Below are 18,792 nucleotides of genomic sequence, written 5' to 3' on the forward strand. Positions count from 1 at the left end.
TCACCTGATCGGCATCGGCCCACTGCACATCAACCGCTAGCGGCGGCTTCCAGTCTGCAGATCAGATCAGCGAGGGCAAGGATCCGCTGGGCGTCGCGGACGTGCAGATTCTCGATCATGCGGCCGTCCACCGTGGTGACGCTTCGCCCAGAGGCCTGCGCCTCCTCATACGCGGAAACGACCTTGCGGGCGTGCTCCAACTCTGCCGCTGACGGGCCGAACGCGTCGTTGGCGGGGGCGATCTGCGACGGATGGATCAGCGTCTTGCCATCGAAACCCATCTCGCGCCCCTGGCGAGCCTCGGCGGCGAAGCCTTCTCCGTCGGTGATGTCGTTGAACACCCCATCGAGTACGGCCTTGCCCGCCGCCCGCGCACCCAACACCGCCATGGACAACGCCGGCACGACGGGGGCGCGCCCGGGTACGGATAGGCCGTGCACCTCGTTGACCAGATCGTTGGTGCCGACCACCAACGCCGCCAGGCGATCGCTCGCCGAGGCGATCTCCTCGATCCGCAGGAAGGCTCGGGGTGTCTCTATCATCACCCACAGCTGTAGCGATTGCGGTGCGCCCAGCGCGCCCAGGGCATCGACTAATTTGTGAACCTGTTGTCCTGTCTCAACTTTCGGTACCAGCACGCCGTCAGCGCCGCAATCTGCCACAGCCCCCAGGTCGTCGTCGTGCCAGTCGCTGCCCAAACCGTTGACGCGCACCACCACTTCGCGGGGTTGGTAGTTCCCGGACGAAACGGCTGAGCACACCGTCGTCCTGGACTCAGACTTGGCCTCCGGGCCGACGGCGTCTTCCAGGTCGAAGATCAACACATCCGCCGGCAGCGTTCGCCCCTTCTCTAACGCCCGGCTGTTGTTGCCGGGCAGATACAGCGCCGATCGGCGCGGCCGCAGGGTGGATGCCATGGTGCCTTCGATCATGTCATCAGACCTCAAGGCGGGACTGCCAGGTCGGCGTGCCACGGCTACGCTGACCCATATCGAATCGCCGGCCGGGACAGGAGCAGCGGATGTCATCGTTTGAGTCGGTGCGCGCCGAGGGAGACAGCTGGGACCTCGCCTCGAGCGTAGGCGCGACGGCAACGATGGTGGCCGCCGCCCGGGCGTTGGCCTCTCGCGACCCGGATCCGTTGCTGGACGACCGATTTGCTGAACCGCTGGTCCGCGCCGTCGGGCATCCGTTCTTCACCCGCATGCTGGACGGCGAGGTCCCGGAAGACCCGGACATGCCGATGAACTTCCAGCAGCGTCGCGAGCAGATCACCGTGCGCACCCGGTTCTTCGACGACTTCTTTCTCACGGCGACCGCAGACGGCATTCGACAAGCCGTCATCCTGGCGGCCGGTCTCGACGCCAGGGCCTATCGTCTGCCGTGGCCGGAGGGCACGGCGGTGTTCGAGGTCGATCAGCCCGAGGTCATCACCTTCAAGAGCCTGACGCTGGCCCAGATCGGCGCCGAACCTGCCGCCGAACGTCGCCCGGTCGGCGTCGACCTGCGTGATGATTGGCCTAATGCTCTGTTGGACAACATGTTTGACAAGAGCGAACCGACTGCCTGGATCGCAGAAGGGCTGCTCCCCTACCTTCCACCCGAGGCGCAGGACCGGTTGCTGGACAACGTCACGGCACTCAGTGCGCCCGGTAGCCGGCTGGCTACAGAAAACATCAGCGACATGGGAGTCTTTACCGACGAACGTGCCCGGATCATCCGCGAAAGCTGGCGTAAGCACGGACTGGATGTCGACGTCGCCGAACTGGTGTGGCTTGGCGAACGCCGTCAAGCCGCCGAGTACTTGACCGCCGGTGGCTGGATCGTCACCGACTACCCCACCGACCAGTTGTATGCCCAGCACGGCTTTGCGCTGCCGGACAACGAAATTCTCGCGGAATATCGCGGCACCGTCAGCTACATCACCGCCGATTGGAGTTGACGACGACGGTCCTGGTGTTGGGTTCGGCCCGGAAGTGGGCATCCCCTCCAGCGATCGTTCGAGACACCAGGAGGCTGCAGTATGACCACTGTCCCGTCAATCAAACTCAACGACGGAAACTCGATCCCGCAATTGGGGTTCGGCGTCTTCCAGATCGAGCCCGATCAGACGGCCGCCGCAGTGCGTGCCGCGCTCGAGGTGGGCTACCGCCACATCGACACCGCTGAGATGTACGGCAATGAAAAACAGGTCGGCCAGGGCATTCGCGACGCAGGCGTGCAGCGCAGCGAGGTGTTCATCGCGAGCAAGCTCAACAACGGCTTGCACCGGCCCGACGATGCGCGCAGGGCGTTCGATGCGACGCTCTCGGCGCTTGGAACTGACCAGATCGACCTCTTTCTCATCCATTGGCCGCTGCCGACGCTCTATGACGGCGATTTCGTGTCGACCTGGAACACCCTGGAGGAATTCGTGACCGACGGGCGCGCCCGGAGCATCGGTGTCTCGAATTTCCAAGCGGCGCACCTGGATCGGCTTGCCGGCGGCTCTCAGACCGTGCCCGCGGTCAATCAGATCGAGGTGCACCCCTACTTCGGCAACGAGGAGGTGCGGGCATACGACAAAGCCCACGGCATCGCGACCGAGGCTTGGTCCCCGATCGCCCAGGGCAAGGTCCTCGATGACGAGGTCATCACGGGCATCGCAAAGGCGCTGGGCAAGACACCGGCACAGGTGGTGTTGCGGTGGCACATTCAGCGTGGCGACATCGTCTTTCCCAAGTCGGTTTCGCCGGAGCGGATGAAGGCGAACTTCGACATCTTCGACTTCGAGCTCTCCGATCAGCACGTGGCGTCGATCAGCGGCCTGGACCGGGGCGAGAACGGTCGCACCGGGCCGAACCCCGACAAGTTCGACCACATCCCGGACTGAGGACGGAGCCAGGCGCGAGAATCCTCTGGGTGGCTACGAGCCGTTATTGCGTTCGCGCCACTCCCGCTCGAACGGCAATCGCCATGCGTTCGGTGCGATCAATTGGTGGATGGCATTGGGGCCCCAGGTGCCGGGTTGGTACATCTTGGCCGGCGGGGGGTCGTCGAGCAGATCCTGCGATCGCTCCCACAACGATTCGATGCCCTCGGCGGTGGTGAAGAGCGTGTGGTCGCCGCGCATCGCGTCCAGAATCAGCCGCTCGTAGGCTTCCAGAACATCCGCAGCCGAGTCGATCTCCTGAGTCGAAAACTGCATCGACAGTTTGTCGAGTTTCATTCCCGGGCCCGGCCGTTTTCCGTAGAAGGACAGCGAGACTTTCGAGTTGTCGGCGAGGTCGAACGTCAGGTGGTCAGGGCCCTGTGTCCCCACTCCGGATCCGGGCGGGAACATGGTGCGGGGTGCCTCTTTGAACGCGATGGAGATAATGCGGATGCCTTCGGCCATCTTCTTGCCGGTACGCAGGTAGATCGGCACCCCGGCCCAACGCCAGTTGTCGACGCCGACCTTGAGCGCGATGAAGGTCTCGGTATCGGAATCTTTTGATACTCCGTCTTCTTGGCGGTAACCGTTGTATTGGCCGCGCACCACATTGGAGGTCTTGATCGGCAGCATGGAGCGAAAGACTTTATTCTTTTCTTCGCTGATCGCCCGGGGCTCGAGCGCCGTCGGTGGCTCCATCACGACGAAGGCCATTACCTGAAGCAGGTGGGTAACGACCATGTCCCGGTAAGCACCGGTGTTTTCGTAGAAGTTCGCCCGCTGGTCCAAGCCGAGGGTTTCGGGAATGTCGATCTGAATGTGGTCGATGAAGTTGCGGTTCCAGATCGGTTCGAACAGGCCGTTGGCGAAGCGGAACGCCAGGATATTCTGTGCGGCCTCTTTGCCGAGGAAATGGTCGATGCGAAAAATCTGAGATTCGTCGAAGGTTTCGTGCACGAAGTCGTTGAGCGCCACTGCACTGTCGAAGTCAGTGCCGAACGGTTTCTCCATGACCACCCGCGAGCGATCGACCAGATCGGCATCGCGCAGCATGTCGATGACGTCGCGCGCCGCTTTCGGCGGGACGGAAAGGTAGTGGAGGCGCCGCACGTTTTCGCCAAGGTCCTCTTCGGCTTTCGCCACCGCGTCGGCAAGCGCTTCGGACCCGGCGTCCTGGGGAACGTAGGTCAGGGTTTTTGCGAATTCATCCCATTGCTCGGGCGTGAGCTTGTGGGCGCCGAACTCGTCGATCGCGTTTTTGGCCAGTGTCCGAAATTCGTCGTCGTTCAGGTCTTCCAGCGACGTGGCGATGATCTGGATATTGGGGGCGAGGTCGGACTGGTCCAGGTGCGCGAGGCCGGGAATCAACTTGCGTTTAGCCAGATCGCCTGTCGCGCCGAACAACACGATGACGTGCGGTTCCACCGGGGCATTCTCGTGGTGACGGGGACGCGCCTCTGGCGCGGGGTATGAGATGGTCTGCGGTTTTTTAGTGGCCACGCTCGCGATACTTCCACCGTGGCGGGTAATGTGCACGCGCTGGATGCCGGCGCTCTTGCCGCAGTTACTTTCACTGCCGACGCGCGGCGTCAATTGCCCGGTAGATGCGTTGTTCGCTGACCGGACGCGGGGTTCCGAGCTGCTGTGCCCACAAGCTCACCCTCAGCTCCTCGACTTGGCGACCGATATCACGGACATCGTCGGCTTCGGCGCGGCCGGGCGGCAGCGCATGCACAAGTTCGTCGAAGGCGTTCTGCACCCCGTGCACCCGTCGCATCCGGTCCCGATCTGCCTGAATTGTTTGAGGCAGCTTGTCGAGCCGCCGCCGGGCCGCGGTGAGGTAACGAGCAAGGCTGTTGAGGTGCGCCAACCCGTGGGCCGCTACGAATCCAGGTGGTAAGAGCCGGTCCAGCTGTGCGCGGATGTCCGAGATCGCATCGGCGTGTGCGGGGGGTGGCTGAGCGGGCAGGGCTAGTTCTACCTCGCGCGCGGCCGAGACGATGTGCTCGACACGGCTCACGACGTCGATGGTGGTCGGCAACAGTGCGGCCTCCACCCGATTTCGCAGCGCGGTGAACGCCTCACGTGTCCACACCGCCTGGGGCATCAGCGCGTCTACCGCCGCGTCGGCGCAGTCCTCGAGAAGGGCGGCCAACGAACCATCCGGGTTCGTGCCCAGGACCAGGCGAGTTCGCGGGTCAAGCTGGCGCTCAACAGTTTTGCCCGGTGACGGCAAGCCAAGCCGTAGCAGCCGGCGCAGGCCAAGGCGCATCGCGCTCGCCTGCTCAACGGAATTGGTGAACACGCGCAGGTCAACCGCGGAGCCAGTGTCGACGAACGCGGGGAACCCGCGTACCGTCCGTCCCTGGACCGGACGCTCGACCACGTGCGGCAGTTCTGCCAAGTCGTCGGGCCAAGCATGTAATCCGGTTCGTTCCAGCTCGCCGGCGACCGCGTGGGCGACGGCTTGGCGGGCCGGTGCCGCGAGCCGGTCCTGCAACGCCTGCAGATCCTTTCCGCGGGCGACCTCGGTGCCGTCCGCGGACTCGACCGCAAATGTCACCCTCAGGTGCGCCGGTAGCTTCTCGAGGTCAAAGGCCTCGGCTGGCACCACGACGCCGGTGCGACGGCGCAATTCGCGCTGCAATGCCGCCAGTAGCGGCTCGCCGGCCGGGTCGATGTCACGCAGCACCGCGCGGGCGGTGTCCGGGGCGGGAACAAAGTTGCGCCGCAGATCTTTTGGTAGTGAGCGGATGAGAGCGGTGACCAGCTCCTCGCGCAAAGCCGGTACCTGCCATGCGAATTCGTCTCCGCCGAGCCTGGCCAAGACATCGATGGGGACGTGCACCGTCACGCCGTCGTCGGCGGCGCCCGGTTCGAACCGGTAGCTCAAGGGCAGGGCGGCATCGCCCGTCCGCCAGGTGTCCGGACGATCGTGGTTGTCGGCCGCCTGGTTCGTGCGCAATAAGTCGTCGCGGCGGAAGGTCAACAGCTCCGGGGTCCGGTGCCGCTGCTTCTTCCACCACCCGTCGAAATGACGCGCCGACACCACCTCCGCGGGCACCCGGGCGTCATACCACGCGTACACGTCGTCATCGCTGATGAGCAGATCGCGGCGGCGTGCGCGCTCTTCGAGTTCCTCGAGTTCGGCGCGAAGCCGGGCGTTGTCGCGAATGAAGTGGTGGCGGGTCTGCCAGTCCCCCTCGACAAGCGCGTGCCGGATGAACAGCTCGCGAGCGACCGCGGGTTCCACGCGCGCGTATCCGACTTTGCGGCGCGCAACCAGCGGCAGACCGTACAACGTCACGCGCTCGTAGGCCAGCACCTCACCGCGCTTGGCGTCCCAGTGCGGTTCGCTGTACGTGCGCTGCACCAGGTCACCCGCGACCCGCTCGACGACCTCGGGCTGGATGCGCGCCGCCGTCCGGCCATAGAGGCGGCTGGTCTCGACCAACTCGGCAGCGACGACCCACTGTGGCGGGCGTTTGGTGAGCACTGAACCTGGCGCCAGGACAAATCGTGCGTTGCGCGCACCCAGGTACTCTCGTGAATCCTCCCGGCGCAAACCCACGTGCGACAGCAGACCGGAGAGCAGGGACGCGTGAATCTCCGGCGGACCGGCCGGCTCGTCAGACTCCACGATGCCCAGGTCGCGGGCGATACTGCGCAGCTGGCCGACCAGATCCTGCCACTCCCGGATGCGCAGGTAGTGCAAGAATTCCTTCCGGCACATCCGCCGGAAAGCGCTGCCGGACAACTCTTTCCGCTGACTTCGCAGATACTGCCAGAGGTTGAGGTAAGCAATGAAGTCGGAGTGTTCGTCGGCGAAGCGGGCGTGACTCTGGCGCGCCGCCTCCTCATGGTCGGAGGGTCGTTCCCGCGGGTCTGGGATGGTCAGTGCCGCGACGAGCACCAGGATCTCCCGCACGCATCCCTCGGTGTCGGCCTGCAAGATCATCCGCCCCAGCCGCGGGTCGACGGGCAGCCGCGCCAACCGACGTCCGAGTTCGGTGATCCTGCCCTGCCGGTCGAAGGCGCCGAGTTCCTGCAGCAGTTGCACGCCGTCGCTGATGCTGCGGCGATCCGGCGGGTCGAGGAAGGGGAAGTTTTCGATCTCCCCGAGTTGCAGCGCCGCCATCTGCAGGATCACCGAGGCGAGGTTGGTTCGCAATATCTCCGGTTCGGTATAGCGCGCGCGGGCTTCGAAGTCCTCCTCGGAGTACAGACGGATGCACACCCCCGGCGCCACCCTGCCGCACCGGCCGGCCCGCTGGGCGGCGGATGCCTGCGAGATTGCTTCGATCGGCAGGCGCTGTACCTTCAGGCGACGGCTGTACCTGGAGATGCGCGCATTCCCCGGATCGACGACGTAGCGGATCCCGGGCACGGTGAGCGACGTCTCGGCGACATTGGTCGCCAGCACCACGCGCCGACCGGTGTGCGGCGCGAACACCCGCTGTTGCTCTGCGGTAGGCAAGCGGGCGTAGAGCGGCAGCACCTCGGTGTGTTCGAGTCCGGCCAAAGCCTCAGCGGTATCGCGGATTTCACGCTCACCGGATAAGAAAACCAGGACATCGCCCGGTGGTTCTGCGGCCAATTCGTCGATGGCTTCAGCGATCGCTTCGATCTCGTCGCGCGTCTCGGAGCGGATGATCTCGTGATCCGGGTCGTCGGGATCGTCGTTCGTCCCGACCGAAACGGGAACCTCCAGCGGCCGGTAACGGATCTGCACCGGATAGGTCCGGCCGGATACCTCGACGATCGGTGCGTCACCGAAATGCGCTGCGAATCGCTGAGGTTCGATGGTCGCCGAGGTGACGATCAACTTGAGTTCGGGACGCCGCGGTAACAACTCACGCAGGTATCCCAGCAGAAAGTCGATGTTGAGACTGCGTTCGTGCGCTTCGTCGAGGATGAGAGTGTCGTATTGAAGCAGGCGGCGGTCGCGCTGAATCTCGGCGAGCAGGATGCCGTCGGTCATCAGTTTCACCAGGGTGCGATCACTGGCGTGGTCGGTGAACCGCACGGTGTATCCGACGATGTCGCCCAGCGGGCTGCCTAGCTCGTCGGCAATGCGTTGCGCGACGGTGCGGGCGGCCAGGCGGCGCGGCTGGGTGTGCCCGATGGTGCCGCGAACGCCCCGGCCCATGTCCAGGCAGATCTTCGGCAGCTGAGTGGTTTTGCCGGATCCGGTTTCGCCTGCCACGACGACCACTTGGTGCTTGCGTACAGCGTCGGTGATTTCGGCTCGGCGCTCGCTGATCGGCAGGCCGGGATAACCGATGGTGGGCACCGCGGTCTGGCGCGCGTTCACCAGGGATTCTGCGGCGGCGACCTGGTTGCGGAGCTGTTGCAGCTTCTCGGGCTTTGCCCCACCCAGGTTCTGCATGCGCCTGCGTAAACGGGCGGCATCGCGGATGGTCAGCCCGTCGAGGCGTTTTCGTAAGTCCCTGACGGTCGGATCGGCCACCCGGGCCAGAGTAATGGGCGTGGCCATCAGGCTAGGTTGGTCTGATGGCCGCGAGGTTTGCGACCGCCGAGGTGGTGGGATTGTCCGAGTTGCTCGATTTCGTCCGGCCACGACACCGAATGGTGTTGACCACCTTTCGTGCCGACGGATCGCTACAGAGTTCGCCGGTGACCGGCGGAGTCGACGCGCACGGCAGGATAGTGGTCGCGAGCTATCCCCAACGCGCCAAGAGTGTCAATATCCGCAGGACGCCGAAGGCGAGCGTGGTTGTCCTTTCCGACGACTTCAACGGCGCCTACGTGCAGCTCGATGGCGATACCGTGATGATCAAGCTCCCCGAGGCACTCGAACCACTTGTCGAGTACTACCGCGCGATCGCCGGCGAACACCCGGACTGGGATGACTACCGCCGCGCGATGCTCGACCAGAACAAGTGCCTGATCCGCGTCACACCGCGCCGGTGGGGACCCGTTGCCACCGGTGGTTTCCCGCCGAAGTAGTGCGGTGATTCACCCGGCAGGTGCTACCAGCGGCGGGCGGCATACATTGGCCGCAGGGTCCCACCACTCGCCGTTCTGGCAGTCGAGTGGTTGCGGCCCGACGCCCAGGGGACGGCAGACGTTGGCGGTGGGATCCCACCACTGGCCGGCATCGCAGGCCAGTGGTTGCGGCCCAACGCCCAAGGGGCGGCACACTTTACCCGTGGGATCCCACCATTCGCCATCAGCGCACTGCGCAGAACTGACCGCGGGCGTCGCGATCGTGACCACCGCCAGTGGTGCCAGCACCATGGCGGCGACGGATATCAGCCGACAAATGATCGTCCACATGGCACACCTCGTTATCGTGCGAGCAGATTCAAGTGCCGTCTTCCCCGCCGCGGCCAGATCCCAAACTCACCAAACGAAGGAAGCCTACCGGTTCCGCGAAGCCTTTCAGAGCAACGCTCTCTCGGCGCATGGGCACACCGGCCAATATCTCCTGCACTGCCGGGTCGGCGGCGACTGCCTGTGAGAGCACGATGTCCTCACCGTCGCTCTGGCCCTGCAGGCGCGCAGCCATGTTGACGGTCGACCCGAAGTAGTCCAGACGACCATTCAGCGTCACGACGACGCTGGGACCGGCATGGATACCCACCTTCAATACCAGATGCTCACCGGCATATGCCGAGGAAGCGATCCGCGCCTGCATGGCCAACGCCGCCCGGACCGCTTGTGCGGGATCGTCGAACGACGCCATCACCGCGTCGCCAATTGTCTTGACAATCGCGCCGTCATGATCGCGCACGATCGAGGCGAGCAGTGTGAAGTGCTCTCGTACCACGTTGTAGGCCGTGGCGTCGCCGACCCGTTCGTAGAGGGCGGTCGATCCGCGCAGGTCGGTGAACAGCAGCGTCACCTGGCTGACGCCCGCGTCGTCACCCGGCCGCAGGGTAGCCTCGGCGAACAGATCGCGAAACGCTTGCAGCGTAATCACTTCCGGTGCGGTCAGCGCCTGCGTTGTCCAGTTTCGTTCTTCGATCACCGCCGCCAACTCGAAGTCCGCATCGTTGACGAACGTCACGGTGTTCGGTTCGTCGACTCTCTGTTCGGACGACAGCATTTCCACACCGGACTTCGTGATACGCAGACCCGGGAATGCGCCCGAACTGTGGTCGACGTCGACGGTGGTGCCCGGATGCAATGTACGCAGCCGGTAGGGGCCGGCAGGCAAGTCGACGGCCACGGTGCGTCGCTCGCCCGGAGCCAGCAAGACCTGCACGGCCACATGCTCGGTACTCATCGGACCGGACAGGCAGAAGTTGCCTTCCGGCAGTGGACGTACCGACGGGGACGGGGCAAAAGTCAGCTCGACGTTACGCTCGAAGTCCCGGTCGTAATCGATGTTGCACGACGAGCAGTGCGCACCGTGGGGCAGGTCGGCAAGCGTTGGCACGCTCAATTTGGCGCCGCGGCAGTTGGGGCACAACAGATCCCATTTCATCCCGAGCAATCCAGCCTTGACCGCGGTGAAACAGGCCTCCGTCGCGGCACGCGGCTTCACATCCAGGTCGCTCGCCAGAACCTTGGGTCTCAGACGGGCGAGATCGGCGGCCATGGCGCCCAGGACCCGCTCGGCAAGTCGTTGCCCGAGTCCGTTTCCGTACGGGCTGCGGTCGATTTCACGGGCCATCGCGATAGCCCGTTCGCGCGCGCCGTGGGGCAGTATCGGGTCCGGCAGCTCGAACGGCGTCAAGCGATCGGGTTCGCTCTCGCCGCGAGTGAAGGCGACGGCCTCCAGGATGCGCTTTCCGACGTTCTCCCCCGCCTGAGCGGCAAGTCGCGCGCCGAACACCCGGCCGGTGAGATTCAGCGGCTCCCACTCCAGCGCATACGAAATGCGGGAGCCGCCTCGGCCGTCCGACTCGATGTCGAACACGGGCCCGAAGCGGCGGAAAGGGCCCTTGCTGAACACCCGTGACTGACGAAAGTGCCGACCGGAGATCCACTCGTACGGCTTCTCCTCCCACTCCAAGGTGAAGCCCGCGGCTTTGCCACGGCCGCGCCGCAGGACCGTCCCGTCGGGTTGCGGTGTTTCTTCCAGTGTGTAGGGCGGTAGTCCAAGGGCTTCGTTCAAGCGGTTGGTGTCGGCAAGGACCGGCCAGAGTTCCTCTGGAGGCAGGTCGAATGTCCAGGTCCACACGCGGCGCATCGTGTGGAACTCTAGACCGCACAGCCCCTCTTCGACATCCGTGGTTTGCCCGCTCGGCGTAGTCCGCATTCGGACGGCTACATCAGATACGAACACGCATATAATGCGTATTTGTATAGGATTTGGTAGTGTAGTTGTAGGTGCGACGATCGACCCGACACCGCTCGAACTCGTTCGCACCTGGCCTAAAGTCCCCTCCGCCTCGAAAGAAATCGGTGAATATTCAGAACGCGCCGACGACCAAAGGGGTTTACGGGACCGAGAGCACGTTGACCCCGCGGGTCCGTGAGCTGATCCGGCGAGGGGCCTGGATCGCGTTGATCCCCGCTCCCGAATGGTTGGCAGAGCTGGACCGAGCCGCCGTGGCCAGCAGTTCCGCCATCGCCGTTGAGCTGACTCGATGCCGCTCAACGACTACTGCCCAGACCCTTGGACCACTGCACCGTCCGGGTCGCGACAGCCCTGGAAACGTTGAAATGGTTCGGCAATCACGAGCCGGAGTCCGGCCGTGACGGTGCGCGACCGGCGGGACAGATGCTCGGGCGCCGGGACCCGCAGGTATCCGGTCTGCGTCGATCAGTGTCTTGACGTGCGCCTATGGTCGATTCAGCTGAACTTCAGGCGGGGCCCGTAAGGCGCCGGCAACGCCGTCGCTGTCGGTATGTCAGGATCTGGGGCATGACTGCACGCAGCCTTGCCCGCTTCTTCGGTGTCTTCGTCATCACGACGTGGACCCTGCTGAGCGTGCCCCCCGCCCGCCCGGCCACCGCCTCCGCCGATCCGTGCGCCGATGTTTCGATCGTCTTCGCTCGCGGCACCCATCAGGAACCGGGGCTGGGGAATGTGGGTCAGGCATTCGTCGACTCGCTCACTTCGCAGGTGGCTGGGCGCTCTGTCGAGGTGTACGCGGTCAACTACCCCGCGAACGACGACTACCACAACAGCGCAACCGGTGGCGCCGACGACGCAAGTGCACACGTCCAAAGCACCGTTTCCAGCTGCCCCCGCACCAAGATTGTCATGGGCGGGTATTCACAGGGCGCGACTGTGATCAATCTGGCCAGCACCCAGATGCCTGCCCCGGTTGCCGACCACGTCGCCGCGGTTGCCTTCTTCGGCGAGCCGTCCAGCGGATTCTCCAGTGCACTGTGGGGCGGTGGCCCGTTGCCGACGATCAACCCGCTCTACAGCGCCAAACTCATCAGCCTGTGCGCCACCGATGACCCGATCTGCACCGGCGGAGGCAACATCATGGCGCACGTCTCCTACATCGAGAACGGTATGACGACACAGGCCGCGACCTTCGCCGCCAATCGACTCAAGTAGCTCTGCCCGACGTCTGTTCGCGCCGGTGCCGCCGGCAGGCTAGTGCGGAAGCAGGCGTTGCTTCTGCTCGATGAACTCTTGCTCGGTGAGGATGCCCGCATCGCGCAGCGATGCCAGCTCGCGTAGTTCGGCGGCAATGCTCGTGATCGGGCCGCCCGGCAGCACCGCAGGTGTCGTAGGCTCCTCCGTAACCTCGGATGCGGCCGCGGTGTGCGCGGGCCGCCTGGCCACCCCGGCCCGCTCCCGGGTGCGTGCTCCGCCGGATCCTCCCGCGCCGACACATTTCGCTGTACTGCGTTTCGGTAAGGGCTATCAACGGAGTGTTCTGGCCGAAGAAGTTCGTCGCTATCAACGTCATCAGCACCCTCCGGTTGGCCGCGACCACCGGCGGCGGCACCGTCTCGGCGAATGCCGTCTCGTATGCAATCGCCGCGGCTTTGGCCTGCTCAGCGGTGTCTTCAGCCTTGAGCGCGGTAACTTGCAACCAGGCCACGTGCGGGGCGGCCGCACCCGCCATCGCAGCCGATGCCGGACCTATCCACGGCCCGGCTGTGAGGTCGCGATCACCGACTCGTAAGCACTGGCGGTCGCGTACAGTTCGGCGGACAGTTCGTCCCACGCGACGGCGGCGGCCAACATGGATGCTGAGCCCGGTCCGGCGTACATCAGCGCCGAATTGATCTCCGGCGGCAACAACGCGAAGTCCATGGCGCTTCCTCCGATCGGTGTGGTCGGCCGGCAGCCGCGCTTCGGTGTCGCTCAGATCCGGTCGGCGTGGATCGCCCCGCTAGAACCTGTGAGCGAGAAAACGCCTTGTAGCGTCACGCCGGAACAACTGGTTGTCGCTTGTTGTTCGCACAGCCTTTACCTATAAAGCACAGATGCGGTTCATGGCTGAAATGCAACTCCCGGACCGGCGGCGCTGGAAGCGCGTTCCAACTACCTCTCGAATTCGAGGTAGTGCCGGATTTCCTCGGCCGCGGCCTCGAGGTTGCGAGCGGCCAGGCCGCGTCCGAGCCACTCGCTGATTCGGGCGACGCCCAGCCCCGTGGTCGAGAATGTCAAGGTGAGGGTCAGCCGGCTCCCGTCCCCCTCCGGTTCGACGAGCGCCGCGAAGGAGTGCCGTGTTCCCCGGACCGCTCGCCACTTCAGCAGGCTGCCGGTCGGCGGTGTGATCAGGACGCGGCCGCCGAGCTGAATAGTGCCGCTGTCCAGATAGACGTCCCACAGTTCGCCGTCGTCGCGGGACTTGACGAAGCGGCATCGGCTGAAGGTGGACACCTTGGGAAACAGCTGGTGCGGGTCGGTGACGATGCCGGCGGCAGTGGCGAACGGGCAGTTGATGTGACGGGAGACGGTGACGGTCTGGGTCATCTCACCGGATCATCGGAACGATGGTCTTGCTGGCCAGCTTCGACAGCCCGACCTGCATGACGCTCGTCACGTAGGCCAGGGCACGGTCCCAATCCGGATCGGCGCCGAACCGCGCGCGGACATCGATCGGCTCGAATACCTGCATGCGGATCTTGGCCGGCAGCGGGAAGTGCGGTAATGGAAGTGGTGACAGACCCCACGGGATGCTGAGGGTCATGGGCATGCTCTTCACGCGGGCAATCTTGTCCAACCGCAGCAACCGGGCGGTGCGTCGACCGTCGTTCAGCACGATCAAAGTGTCATGACCACCTGTGGCCACCACCGGCACGATCTTCACGTTGCATTTGTGGGCCAGGCGCAGAAATCCCTTCCGCCCCGAGAAGATGATCTTGTTGCGGTCCCGCCAAGGGCGCAGCGCCTCCACATCGCCACCGGGATACACCAGCGCTGAGCCACCGCTTTCGAAAACACGCTCGGCGAAGGAGTTGGCGGCCGGGACCACACCGAGCTTGCGGCTCAGCCGGCCGATGACCGGCGCGGCGGTGATGGTGTCATGGGCCAGCGCGTAGAGCGGACGGCCTTCTACGGTGAAGTACGTGTTATAGGCAAGCAGGAACACGAAGGTGTCCGGGGTGGCGCCGCCACCGCTGTGATTACCCACGAATAGCACGGGCTCGTCGGGCACGTTCTCGAATCCGTTGACTTCGGCTCGAAACCACACGGTCGAGGCCAGCCAGAGCGGCGGCAACACGGCCCTGATGAACTCCGGATCGCGGTGGCGAAGATCCTTGGGGAGTCGTTGCCGGGTCATCCCGCTGAGACTAAACCGATTCGACGGTTTTTGACCGCAGTTGACGCGAACAGAAAGGCGACGCGACATTCCGCGGCGAGCCGAAACGGGCTTGCCGGTTCGCGCGCAGAGCCGTGGGTGTCGTAACTTGAGACAAGATTCTGAGTAGCTTCGGACCGGTTCAGAACCGGGGGCCCGGAACGGGGACTGCTGCATGCCGATGCGACTGACGAGGCTGTATTGGATCCGTGTTCGGCCAGTCATCACGGCGTGGCCAATCATGGTCACAGGTAAGGGGGTGCGTTTGCGTCCATTAGCTGACCGAACTATCATCTGGACACATGTCCAGTTTGCTGTCCCGTCGTTCGCGGTTGGGTTGACAGCAATGGGATTGACGCCTTTCCGCGGTTGGTCGCTGGCGGCGAAGGGTTGCGTATGCGAATAGCTCTGCTGTCCTACCGCAGCAAGGACCACTGTGGCGGGCAGGGTGTGTACGTGCGGCACCTCAGCCGCGGACTGGTAGACCTCGGTCACGAAGTGGAAGTGTTCTCCGGGCAGCCGTACCCCGAACTGCTCGATCCCCGGGTGCGACTCACCAAGGTCCCCAGCCTGGACCTGTACCGCGAGCCGGACCCCTTCCGGGTACCGCGACCGAGCGAGATTCGCGACTCCATCGACCTGCTCGAATTGGCCACCATGTGGACGGCGGGCTTTCCGGAGCCGCGCACATTCACGTTGCGGGTGGCCCGGCTATTGGCATGCCGCGCAGACGATTTCGACGTCGTCCACGACAACCAAAGCTTGGGAACCGGACTGTTGGCAATCGCTGACTCAGGCATGCCGGTGGTGGCTACCGTGCACCACCCCATCACCCGCGACCGCTTACTCGACCTTGCCGCGGCCCGGTGGTGGCGAAAACCATTGGTACACCGCTGGTATGGCTTCTCCCGTATGCAAAAGCAGGTGGCGCGCCGGATACCGGATCTGCTGACGGTCTCCACGTCGTCGGCCAGGGACATCGTCAGCGACTTCGGTGTCTCGCCCGATCAACTGCATGTGGTGCCCTTGGGCGTCAACACCGGTTTGTTCAAGCCGGGTGCATCGCCACGCCAACCGGGCCGGGTGATCGCGATCGCCAGCGCCGACACCCCCCTCAAAGGCGTGAGCACACTGCTGCACGCCGTCGCCGAACTGCGTACCAGCCGGGACCTCGAGCTGCGGCTGGTCGCGCGAGTGGAAACCAACGGCCCCACGCATAAGCTCATCGCCGAACTGGGCATCTCCGACATCGTCCACATCGCCAGCGGGCTCACCGACGCCGAGCTTGCGGCCCTGTTCGCGTCGGCCGAGGTCGCGTGCATTCCCTCGCTTTACGAAGGGTTTTCATTGCCGGCGGTGGAGGCCATGGCAAGTGGGACCCCGATCGTGGCCAGTCGCGTGGGTGCGCTACCCGAAGTGCTGGGAACCGATGGTGCGTGCGCCGAGTTGGTGAAACCTGCCGATGTGCGCGCTCTGACGCAAGCACTCGGGGATCTCCTGGACTCTCCGGATCGTCGCCGCAGGCTGGGTGCGGCCGGACGGCAACGCGCGGTTGGCGTGTTCAGCTGGGACGCGGTGGCGGCGCAGACCGCGCGGGTTTACCGGCAGGCGATTGCACGCCGGGGCGGGCCGCGATGCTGACCCTCGATTTCGACCGGCTCGGAATCGGCCCCGCAAGCACGGTCATCGACGTGGGTTGCGGCGCGGGTCGCCATGCCTTCGAGGCCTACCGGCGTGGCGCTGATGTGATCGCATTCGACCAGGACGCAACCGAACTGCATTCGGTCGCCACCCTGCTGCGCGCGATGGCGGAGACCGGTGAGGCGCCGAAAAGTGCCGCAGCCAAGGTGGTTCGTGGCGACGCGCTCAACTTGCCCTACGCCGACGAAACCTTCGACTGCGTCATCGCATCGGAGATCTTGGAGCACATACCGGATGACGATACCGCCATCGCTGAGCTGATCCGGGTGCTCAAAGTCGGCGGCACCCTGGCCGTCAGCGTACCGCGGTGGCTGCCCGAGCGGGTGTGCTGGCTGCTGTCCGAGGAGTATCACAGCAACGAGGGCGGACATGTACGGGTTTACCGAGCCAGTGCGCTGCGCGCCAAGATCGCCGGCCGTGGAATGCAATTGACGCACACCCATCACGCACACGCGCTGCACTCGCCGTTCTGGTGGCTCAAGTGCGCCGTCGGGCCGTCCAACGACGACCATCCCGCCGTGGCGGCTTATCACAAGCTGCTGGTGTGGGATCTGATGCGGCGGCCCAAGATCACGCAACTGACCGAATCGGTGCTCAATCCACTGGTGGGCAAGAGCGTCGCCATGTACTTCACCAAGCCTCGTCGGGTGCAAAGTCTGCGGGCTCAGAGGTATGCCGTTGCATCGGGATAGCAATCCGCCGTTCGTGGCCAATATTCTGACTCCGGAGCAGTGCCGACAGACCGCGCTTTCCATCGCGGCGGCGCAGGAGCCGACGGGAGCCATTCCCTGGTTTTCGGGGGGTCACACCGACCCGTGGGATCACGTGGAGAACGCCATGGCGCTCACTGCTGCCGGTCTGCTCGAACCTGCGCGGGCGGCTTTCGACTGGTGTCGCCGCATGCAGCGGCCGGACGGCTCCTGGCCCATCCAGATCCGGTCCGGCATCGTCGAAGATGCCAACAGCGACAGCAACTTCTGCGCTTACATCGCGACCGGCGTGTGGCACCATGTGCTGGTCACCGGTGACAAAGACTTCGCAGACCTGATGTGGCCGGTTGTGCACAAGGCGATCGACTTCGTCATCGACTTGCAGGTCGGTTACGGCGAAATATCCTGGGCCCGAAGTGAAGCCGGCCCGCTGCCGGAAGCCCTACTGACCGGATGTGCCAGCATCTTCCATAGCATCCGCTGCGCGCTGGCGCTTGCCGCGCTGATCGGGGAACCGCAACCCGAATGGGAACTCGCCCTGGGCCGGTTGGGACACGCGATCGTCGCACATCCCGAAGCGTTCACCGAGAAAGACCGCTACTCGATGGATTGGTATTACCCGATCCTCGGTAGCGCGTTGCGGGGTCCGGCGGCCGCGGCCCGAATCCGGCAGCGCTGGAACGATTTCGTGGTGGGCGATCTTGGGATTCGCTGTGTTGTGGACCGCCCCTGGGTCACCGGTGCGGAGACCTGTGAACTGGTGATGGCCCTGGACGCCATCGGCCACCGGTCGGCAGCGTACCGGCAATTCGGCGCGATGCAGCATCTGCGTGACGGCGACGGGTCCTATTGGACGGGTTTGGTGTTCGCCGACGGGAAGCGCTGGCCAGAGGAGCGCACCACCTGGACGGGGGCGGCGATGATCTTGGCGGCCGACGCGTTGTCCGGCAACACGCCGGGCAGTGGCATCTTCCGGGGACACACGCTGCCGGTCGGCCTGCGGACCGACTTTGACTGCGAATGCGTTACGGCCGGCCCCGGCCGGTAGTCTCGACCGCTTGTCCTGCCTGCCCGCCGGTGCGTTGCAGCACCCGCAGCGACCCCGTCGCACCGACCTCGCCGAACTGACCGGAATCGATTGCGCGACAGTATATTTGGTAGGGAGCACGACCCCCGTCGTTAGGGTCGGGGAACACGTCGTGGATGACCAGCCCACCGCCGGGGACCACCCATTTGGCCCAGCCCTCGAAGTCGCGCGCAGCCGCCGCCTCGGTGTGACCGCCGTCGATGAACAGAAACTGCAGGGGTGAACGCCATCCGCTGGCGACGACGGGAGATTTGCCCACGATGGCGACCACGTGGTCATCGAGTTGCGCGGCATCCAGCGTTCGGCGAAAGGTCGGCAGGGTGTCGAAGAGCCCGGTGACCTCGTCAACCAACGACGTGTCGTGAAACTCCCAGCCGGCCTGGTGCTCCTCTGACCCGTGATGATGGTCGATTGTGTAGAGCACGCTTCCGCGTTGTCGGGCCGCAGCGCCGAGCAGCAGGGCCGACTTGCCGCAGTAGGTGCCGATCTCCACGCCGATGCCGCCGTCGAGATAACGCATGGCCGCGTCATACAACGCGCGCCCTTCATCCCGGGGCATGAAGCCTCTCACCTGCTCGGCGAGTGCGAACAGATGCTCGGTTCCGCCGACCTCGTCATCACCCATCAGCTGAACCTATCGGGCCCGCGAGCGACGTCGTCGCACGGTCGGCGGCCTTGCTGGGGCGACAAGCG

The 18,792-nt window shown here is 64.8% G+C and carries 16 protein-coding genes and 1 pseudogene; 7 read left to right on the forward strand and 10 right to left on the reverse strand.

What is annotated here, in order from left to right; translation table 11 throughout:
• Positions 1-29 precede the first annotated feature (29 nt).
• Positions 30-917: an HpcH/HpaI aldolase/citrate lyase family protein gene (locus ACX9NE_RS23685; protein ID WP_459364057.1), complete on the reverse strand. Its 888-nt coding sequence runs from the start codon at positions 915-917 to the stop codon at positions 30-32.
• Positions 918-1,021: 104 nt separating this feature from the next.
• Between ACX9NE_RS23685 and ACX9NE_RS23690 the strand changes: the two genes are divergently transcribed.
• Both ACX9NE_RS23690 and ACX9NE_RS23695 read left to right on the forward strand, forming a co-directional pair.
• Positions 1,022-1,942, forward strand: a complete 921-nt coding sequence (locus tag ACX9NE_RS23690; RefSeq protein ID WP_459364046.1) for a class I SAM-dependent methyltransferase — start codon at positions 1,022-1,024, stop codon at positions 1,940-1,942.
• A gap of 81 nt (positions 1,943-2,023) precedes the next feature.
• The gene (locus tag ACX9NE_RS23695) at positions 2,024-2,872 is read left to right on the forward strand and encodes an aldo/keto reductase (RefSeq protein ID WP_459364045.1); all 849 of its coding nucleotides are present in this window, start codon (positions 2,024-2,026) and stop codon (positions 2,870-2,872) included.
• Between the two features lie 33 nt (positions 2,873-2,905).
• Here the strand turns inward: ACX9NE_RS23695 and zwf are convergent, their stop codons facing one another.
• Together zwf and hrpA are read right to left on the reverse strand one after the other, a co-directional pair.
• Complete coding sequence (zwf, locus tag ACX9NE_RS23700; RefSeq protein WP_459364056.1) at positions 2,906-4,411, reverse strand: glucose-6-phosphate dehydrogenase; 1,506 nt, start codon at positions 4,409-4,411, stop codon at positions 2,906-2,908.
• Between the two features lie 70 nt (positions 4,412-4,481).
• Entirely contained in the window at positions 4,482-8,408 is a 3,927-nt protein-coding gene (gene hrpA / locus ACX9NE_RS23705; protein WP_459364044.1) for an ATP-dependent RNA helicase HrpA, read from the reverse strand.
• A 17-nt stretch (positions 8,409-8,425) separates the two neighbouring features.
• Between hrpA and ACX9NE_RS23710 the strand changes: the two genes are divergently transcribed.
• A complete protein-coding gene (locus ACX9NE_RS23710) occupies positions 8,426-8,881 on the forward strand; it encodes a PPOX class F420-dependent oxidoreductase (RefSeq protein WP_459364043.1) in 456 nt (151 codons plus the stop codon).
• 9 nt (positions 8,882-8,890) lie between these two features.
• Here ACX9NE_RS23710 and ACX9NE_RS23715 read toward each other — a convergent pair whose 3' ends face one another.
• Both ACX9NE_RS23715 and ACX9NE_RS23720 read right to left on the reverse strand, forming a co-directional pair.
• Complete coding sequence (locus ACX9NE_RS23715) at positions 8,891-9,211, reverse strand: hypothetical protein (RefSeq protein ID WP_459364042.1); 321 nt, start codon at positions 9,209-9,211, stop codon at positions 8,891-8,893.
• A gap of 28 nt (positions 9,212-9,239) precedes the next feature.
• Positions 9,240-11,072: an adenylate/guanylate cyclase domain-containing protein gene (locus tag ACX9NE_RS23720; protein ID WP_459364041.1), complete on the reverse strand. Its 1,833-nt coding sequence runs from the start codon at positions 11,070-11,072 to the stop codon at positions 9,240-9,242.
• A 678-nt stretch (positions 11,073-11,750) separates the two neighbouring features.
• Here ACX9NE_RS23720 and ACX9NE_RS23725 point away from each other — a divergent pair.
• Positions 11,751-12,398, forward strand: a complete 648-nt coding sequence (locus tag ACX9NE_RS23725) for a cutinase family protein (RefSeq protein ID WP_459364040.1) — start codon at positions 11,751-11,753, stop codon at positions 12,396-12,398.
• A 39-nt stretch (positions 12,399-12,437) separates the two neighbouring features.
• On the opposite strand, the gene ACX9NE_RS23730 is transcribed toward ACX9NE_RS23725, so the two are convergent.
• The 4 genes and pseudogenes from ACX9NE_RS23730 to ACX9NE_RS23745 all read right to left on the reverse strand — a co-directional run bounded on the left by ACX9NE_RS23730 (position 12,438) and on the right by ACX9NE_RS23745 (position 14,583).
• Complete coding sequence (locus tag ACX9NE_RS23730) at positions 12,438-12,629, reverse strand: SHOCT domain-containing protein (RefSeq protein WP_459364039.1); 192 nt, start codon at positions 12,627-12,629, stop codon at positions 12,438-12,440.
• A 49-nt stretch (positions 12,630-12,678) separates the two neighbouring features.
• A pseudogene (locus tag ACX9NE_RS23735) lies at positions 12,679-13,106 on the reverse strand (PPE family protein); the annotation flags it as partial.
• 231 nt (positions 13,107-13,337) lie between these two features.
• Entirely contained in the window at positions 13,338-13,772 is a 435-nt protein-coding gene (locus ACX9NE_RS23740; protein ID WP_459364038.1) for an SRPBCC family protein, read from the reverse strand.
• Position 13,773: 1 nt separating this feature from the next.
• The gene (locus ACX9NE_RS23745; RefSeq protein ID WP_459364037.1) at positions 13,774-14,583 is read right to left on the reverse strand and encodes a lysophospholipid acyltransferase family protein; all 810 of its coding nucleotides are present in this window, start codon (positions 14,581-14,583) and stop codon (positions 13,774-13,776) included.
• Between the two features lie 414 nt (positions 14,584-14,997).
• On the opposite strand from ACX9NE_RS23745, the gene ACX9NE_RS23750 reads away from it, so the two are divergent.
• From ACX9NE_RS23750 to ACX9NE_RS23760, 3 genes are read left to right on the forward strand one after another with little or no spacing between them, the layout of a single operon-like run.
• Complete coding sequence (locus ACX9NE_RS23750; RefSeq protein WP_459364036.1) at positions 14,998-16,242, forward strand: glycosyltransferase family 4 protein; 1,245 nt, start codon at positions 14,998-15,000, stop codon at positions 16,240-16,242.
• Positions 16,236-16,994, forward strand: a complete 759-nt coding sequence (locus ACX9NE_RS23755; RefSeq protein WP_459364035.1) for a class I SAM-dependent methyltransferase — start codon at positions 16,236-16,238, stop codon at positions 16,992-16,994. The genes ACX9NE_RS23750 and ACX9NE_RS23755 overlap by 7 nt, the downstream gene beginning before the upstream one ends.
• Positions 16,981-18,060, forward strand: a complete 1,080-nt coding sequence (locus ACX9NE_RS23760; protein WP_459364055.1) for a prenyltransferase — start codon at positions 16,981-16,983, stop codon at positions 18,058-18,060. Before ACX9NE_RS23755 ends, ACX9NE_RS23760 begins: the two co-directional genes overlap by 14 nt.
• Here the strand turns inward: ACX9NE_RS23760 and ACX9NE_RS23765 are convergent.
• Positions 18,038-18,724 (reverse strand): class I SAM-dependent methyltransferase, encoded by a 687-nt coding sequence (locus tag ACX9NE_RS23765; protein WP_459364034.1) that lies wholly within the window; start codon positions 18,722-18,724, stop codon positions 18,038-18,040. The two genes, ACX9NE_RS23760 and ACX9NE_RS23765, sit on opposite strands and share 23 nt — an antisense overlap.
• Between the last annotated feature and the right edge of the window lie 68 nt (positions 18,725-18,792).

Source organism: Mycobacterium sp. ML4, assembly GCF_054515735.1.